General features: G+C 67.4%; 5 protein-coding genes. 2 read left to right on the top strand and 3 right to left on the bottom strand.

Translation table 11 applies throughout. The features are described 5' to 3' along the window. Positions 1–130 precede the first annotated feature (130 nt). The 3 genes from QH195_RS11920 to QH195_RS11910 all read right to left on the bottom strand — a co-directional run bounded on the left by QH195_RS11920 (position 131) and on the right by QH195_RS11910 (position 3,603). Positions 131–2,134, bottom strand: coding sequence for a M13 family metallopeptidase (locus tag QH195_RS11920; RefSeq protein ID WP_280435401.1), 2,004 nt, complete (start codon positions 2,132–2,134; stop codon positions 131–133). A 59-nt stretch (positions 2,135–2,193) separates the two neighbouring features. Continuing rightward, entirely contained in the window at positions 2,194–2,667 is a 474-nt protein-coding gene (locus QH195_RS11915) for a DUF4190 domain-containing protein (RefSeq protein WP_280420413.1), read from the bottom strand. Between the two features lie 156 nt (positions 2,668–2,823). Next, entirely contained in the window at positions 2,824–3,603 is a 780-nt protein-coding gene (locus tag QH195_RS11910; protein WP_280420412.1) for a pirin family protein, read from the bottom strand. A 194-nt stretch (positions 3,604–3,797) separates the two neighbouring features. Here QH195_RS11910 and QH195_RS11905 point away from each other — a divergent pair, with 194 nt between their 5' ends. Together QH195_RS11905 and QH195_RS11900 are read left to right on the top strand one after the other, a co-directional pair. After that, complete coding sequence (locus QH195_RS11905; RefSeq protein WP_280420411.1) at positions 3,798–4,298, top strand: NUDIX hydrolase; 501 nt, start codon at positions 3,798–3,800, stop codon at positions 4,296–4,298. A gap of 49 nt (positions 4,299–4,347) precedes the next feature. Beyond that, the gene (locus QH195_RS11900; protein WP_432278834.1) at positions 4,348–5,511 is read left to right on the top strand and encodes an MFS transporter; all 1,164 of its coding nucleotides are present in this window, start codon (positions 4,348–4,350) and stop codon (positions 5,509–5,511) included. The last annotated feature ends 110 nt before the right edge of the window (positions 5,512–5,621 follow it).

Below are 5,621 nucleotides of genomic sequence, written 5' to 3'. Positions count from 1 at the left end.
GTTTTTCCATTCCCGCGGGGCCCCCCATCCGGGGGGGGCCCCCCCGGGGGGTGGGGTCGGGCCCTCGCTACAACTTCACGGGGGTTCAACCCGGGTTTTCCCCCGCCGTTCCTTGTTCACCCGGCGTGGATTACCAGATCTTGACGCGCTCGTCGGGGGCCAGGTAGAGGGCATCCTCGGGTTTCACCTCGAAGGCCTCGTGGAAGGCGTCGATATTGCGGACCACCGCGTTGCAGCGGAACTCCGGCGGGGAATGCGGGTCCACTGCCAACCGGCGGACGGCCTCCTCCGGCCGGGTCTTGGTCCGCCAGACCTGAGCCCAGCCGAAGAACACCCGCTGCAATCCGGTCAGACCGTCGATCACGGGCGGCTCCTGCCCGTTCAGGGAGATCCGGTACGCCTGCAGCGCGATCGAGAGGCCACCGAGGTCACCGATGTTCTCGCCGATGGTGAACTCGCCGTTGACGGTGTGCTCGTCGGGTAGGTCGGCGGGGGAGAGGACGTCGTACTGGTCGATCAGCGCACGGGTGCGTTTACCGAATTCCGCCCGGTCGGCATCGCTCCACCAATCGACCATATTGCCGTCACCGTCGTACTTCGCGCCCTGATCGTCGAAACCGTGCCCGATCTCGTGGCCGATCACCGCACCGATACCGCCGTAGTTGGCGGCGTCGTCGGCGTTCATATCGAAGAACGGGGGTTGCAGGATGGCGGCCGGGAAGACGATCTCGTTCATCCCCGGGTTGTAGTAGGCATTCACCGTCTGCGGTGTCATGAACCATTCGTCACGATCCACCGGGCCGCCGAGTTTGTTCAGATCCCGGTCGTGTTCGGCGGCGTATCCGCGACGGTAGTTGCCCACCAGATCGGCCGGATCCACCGTGACGGCGGAATAGTCACGCCAGCGGTCCGGATACCCGATCTTGGGGGTGAACTTGTCGAGTTTGGCGAGCGCGGCCTTGCGGGTGGCCGGGGTCATCCAGTCCAGCTCGGTGATATTGCGCCGGTAGGCCTCGCGCAGGTTCTCCACCAGCCGGACCATCGCGGCCTTGGCCTCGGGCGGAAAATGCTGCGCGACATATAGTTTGCCGACCGCTTCGCCGAGCAGATCCTGCACCAGCGAAACCCCGCGCTTCCAGCGTTCGCGGTTCTCCTGGGCGCCGGTCAGGGTGCGGCCGTAGAAGCCGAAGTTCTCCTCTACCAGGGCCTCGGTGAGATACGGCGCGCGGGCCCGCAGGACCCGCCACTGCGCCCACAGCCGCCACTCCTCCAGCGGCACCGACGCCCACGCCTGCGCGAAAGTGCGCAGGTAGTCCGGTTGGCGGACCACCAGTTCGGACAACAGCAGGGAGCCCTCACCCGAAACACCGGCGGCCAGGCCGTCGGCCCATGCGCCCCAGTCGAATTCCGGGTTCTGCTCGGCGAGCGCGGTGAAGGTCGTGAGGTTGTAGCCGAGCTCGGCATCGCGGCGGCGCACGACATCCCAGTGACCGGCCGCGAGTTCACGTTCCAGTTCGAAGACCCGGGTCCCGGCCGATTCCGCGTCGAGCAGATCCGCGACAGCCGAATCCGCGGCGGCAAGCGCGAACATCCGGTCGATATGAGCGATATAACTCTGCCGCACCTCGGCGTACTCGTCGGACCGGTAGTACGACTCGTCCGGCAGGCCGATGCCGGACTGGGTCGCATTGACCAGGTAGCGCTGGGAGTTCTTGTCGTCGGTATCGACGTAGACCGCTACCGCGCCGGAGACACCGGTCCGCTGTAACCGGCCGATCAACGCGGCGAACTCACCGCGGTCGGTGGTGTTCGCCAGAGCACGCAGTTCCTCGGCGACGGGCGTCAGGCCGGCGGCCTCGACGGTCTCGGTGTCCATGAAGGAGGCGTACAGATCCGCGATCTTGCGGGCATCGCTGCCCGGCTCGCCCGCGGCATTGCGGATTATCTCCTGTACATCCAGCTCCGCGCGGTCGTACAGCGTGCGGAACGCGCCGTCCACCGCCCGGTCGGCGGGGATCTCGTACCCGGCCAGCCAGGCGCCGTTGACATGCGTGAACAGGTCGTCCTGCACCCGGACGGCCGGGTCGAGATGGGTCAGATCGATACCGGAGGGGCTGGTCACGTCGAAAGTCACACAACCCAGTATGCCGGTGCCCGGTGCGCCGCGGTGTGATCTGCGGGCGGCGGGGCAACTCAGTTCGCCGGCGCCGGCGGTTCGATCGTCACCCCGAACTGATCTTCGAGACGCTGGTTGAACTGGTCCTCACACTGCGCGATCTGCTGCTGGTCGCCACCGGCCCGCGAGAGACAGTCGGTGTAGTCCTTACCGCCGGAATCCTCCCAGAAGCCCCAGAAGAACACCCCGAACACGGCCGCCGCGATAATCGCCACCACGCCGAGGATCAAGGCGATCACCGCCATGACGCCGCCACCCCCGGTGCCCCGGCGCACCTTCACCGCGGCGATCGCACCGAGGACCACGGCGAGGATCCCGAACAGGATGCCACCGACGATGGTGCAGAAGCTGATCGCGGCAAGGATGCCGCAGACCAGGGCGGCGATCGCGAGGCCCTTGCTCCTGGGCGATTCCTGCCAGTACCGGGGTTGTTGCCCGGATCCTGGATACGGCTCCGGCGCAGGGTATCCCGGCGGCGGTGGATAGGTCATCGTTCCTCCTCGGCTGGCGGTCACGAGCACGGCGGTATCGCTGCAACGGCACCGCGGAGTTCGCCCCACCATTGTCAACGGTCGCGACGACAGCTACGAGTTCCGCAGGCGATTCGGCGCGGCCGCGCGGTCACGGAGCGGACGGACAGGTGCGGCTCATCCGGCGCCGAGCCGGGCGTGCATCTCCCAGATCAGCACTTCCGCCGGCTCGGCCGCGGTGAGCCGCTGGCCACCGGAGTGGGTGAGACGTACGGCGTCGCCGGTGTCCAGGCGACCCACACCCTCCAGCTCCACTGCGCCGCGCGCGACGAAAACGTGCAGGTAGGGGGCATCTGGAAGGGTCGCGGCGCGTTCGGCATCCGGAGACAGTTTCGCCACGTGCAACGCCGAATGGCTGCTGTTGATGGCGATCGCGGTGCGGTCGCGGTAGCGCGGCAGACCGGACGCGACCGTGACCAGACCGCCGGCAGCCAGTTCGTCATCGATCTCGAGCTGCTGATAGCCCGGTTCGATACCGGGTTCGTCGGGCAGCACCCACATCTGCACGAAATGCACCGGCTGCTCGTGTTCGGCCCGGCCCGGATCGACTCGCCAGGAATCGTTCTTCTCCGAATGCCGGATCCCGGTACCCGCGCTCATCCGCTGTGCAAGGCCGGGATAGATCACGCCGCTGTGTCCCAGCGAATCCTGATGGACCAGCGACCCCTCCAGCACCCAGGTCACGATCTCCATATCCCGGTGCGGATGGGTATCGAAGCCCTGCCCGGGTAGAACGATATCGTCATTGTTCACCAGCAGCAGGCCGTGATGGGTGTTCTCGGGGTCGTAATGCTCGCCGAAGGAGAACGAGTGTTTGGAATCGAGCCAGGATATCCGCGTTTTCATCCGGTCGCCGCCGCGATGGACATCGATATGCGAGGTGGGCGGTGTGGACATCACACGCTCCTTTCCGGCTCGGGCACAATTACCTCTCGCGCAGGGACACCCCGATACCCCACTTCGTCGATTGTCCGCTCTCGGCATTTTACGCGAGCAACCTCGGGGTGAACGGCCGGTGAGCAGCGGCGGGCGGTGATGGCGGTACGGCACGCAGTCGTCGAAAATGGATATACCGGACCGGGAGGTGAACGATGCGACCCGAAGCACTCGCGCGGATCGAGCAACGGCTTCGTGCCGGTGCGCGCCGCGACGGTGTCACCGATCTGGTGGTCGGTGTCGCGGTGTTCCGCAACGGAAAACTCCTGGTGGTCCGGCGGGTGCCGGGCGCGGATCTCGGCGGAATGTACGAACTGCCGGGCGGGGGAGTGGAGAACGGGGAAACGCTCATCGAGAGCGCGGTGCGCGAACTCTTCGAAGAAACCGGGCTGGTGGCGCGTTCCATCACCGAATTCCTCGGCTGGTTCGACTACGCCACCCGGACGAAACCGAAGGTGCGCAAATTCAGTTTCCTGGCCGAAGCCGAACGCGGTGAAGTAACCCTGGAACCCGACGAACACGATGCCTACGCCTGGATAGACGCCGAGGCATTGGGCACCCTGCCCATGGCGCCGGATATGCGCGAGGCCGTGGACCTGCTGATCACCGAGGAGTGCGGACCGGCCGGAATACGTTCGGGTCCGCCGAACAGGTAGCGTCGCGGCAGTGTCCACCGCTGCGCCCGAACCTGCCGCACCGGACCGGGTGGCCGATACGGGCGAGCACAAATACGACCTACGGACGATTCGCGCCGCGGTCCGGGCGAGCCCCGGCGCCCTGCGGCTGACTCTGCTGCGGTTCACCAGCCAGTTCGGCGACGGAGTGTTCCAGGCCGCGCTCTCCGGTGCGATTCTGTTCAACCCGGAACGCGAAACCGACCCGCTCGCCGTCGCCGCCGGATTCGCGGTGTTGCTGCTGCCGTATTCGGTGATCGGCCCATATGCGGGTGCGCTGCTGGATCGGTGGGATCGGCGGCTGGTGCTGCTGGTGGCCAATATCGTGCGGGGATTACTGATCATCGCGGTAGCCCTCGGCCTGCTGGCCGGTGTGGGTGCGAGTCCGCTGTTGCTGCTGGCCCTGGCGGTGGTGGGGATCAGCCGGTTCACCGCGGCCGGTGTTTCGGCGGCGCTACCCCGGGTGCTGGCACAGCAGTGGCTGGTACCGGCCAACTCGGTACTCGCGACCGCGGGTTCGGCCTGCGCGGCGGCGGGAGCTGCCGCGGCGGTGGCGATCATCGGGGTGGTCGGGGCCGGCGATACCGGCTCGGCGGTAGCGGTCGCGGTGAGCGCGACCGGTTCGCTGGCCGGTGTGCTGCTCGCCGCCGGGTTCCGGCCGCGTGCGCTCGGGCCGGAGACGCAGACCGGTAAGACGGTGGGTGCGGTGCGCGCGGTACTCACCGGACTGCTGGTGGGGGCGCGAGCGGTCCGCGGTTCGGTGGACGTATCCAGCGCGATGATCGGAATCGGCGCGCACCGAATCGTTTTCGGCGCCAATACGCTGATCATGGTGCTGGTTCTGCGCGAATCGCCGTCCGGCGCGACCACGGTCGAGGGCGGGCTCATCGGTTTCGGTGTCGCGATCAGCGCCACCGCCGCCGGTATGCTCCTGGCAGCTCTGCTGACCCCGTTCCTCATTCCCCGGCTGGGCCGGGCGCGCACGGTGCTGCTGGGACTGTCCTGCGCGATCGTCGTCCAGCTCGCCCTCGTGTTGCCGACCGCCCTGGCCGATTCCGCCGACGCCACCCGACGCGCACACCAACTGCTGCTGGCCGGCGCATTCCTGTTCGGCCGGGCCGGCCAGGGCGGCAAAATAACCGGTGGTGCGGCCAGGCATATAGATTTCCGCGACGACCGCCGCCGGCAGGGTTAGGACCAGCAGGACCACAGAGACGATCCACCGCAGCGGGCGCAGGCGCGGCCGGGCCGCGGAGACATCGTCGGGGCCGGATACGGTCGCCGCGGGCCGCTCGGTCAGGGATG

Origin of the sequence: Nocardia carnea (genome assembly GCF_029868855.1) — a bacterium.
Classification (GTDB): Bacteria; Actinomycetota; Actinomycetes; order Mycobacteriales; family Mycobacteriaceae; genus Nocardia; species Nocardia carnea_A.
Note: the sequence above shows the minus strand (reverse complement) of the source record. Positions and strands in the feature narration are given on the sequence as shown.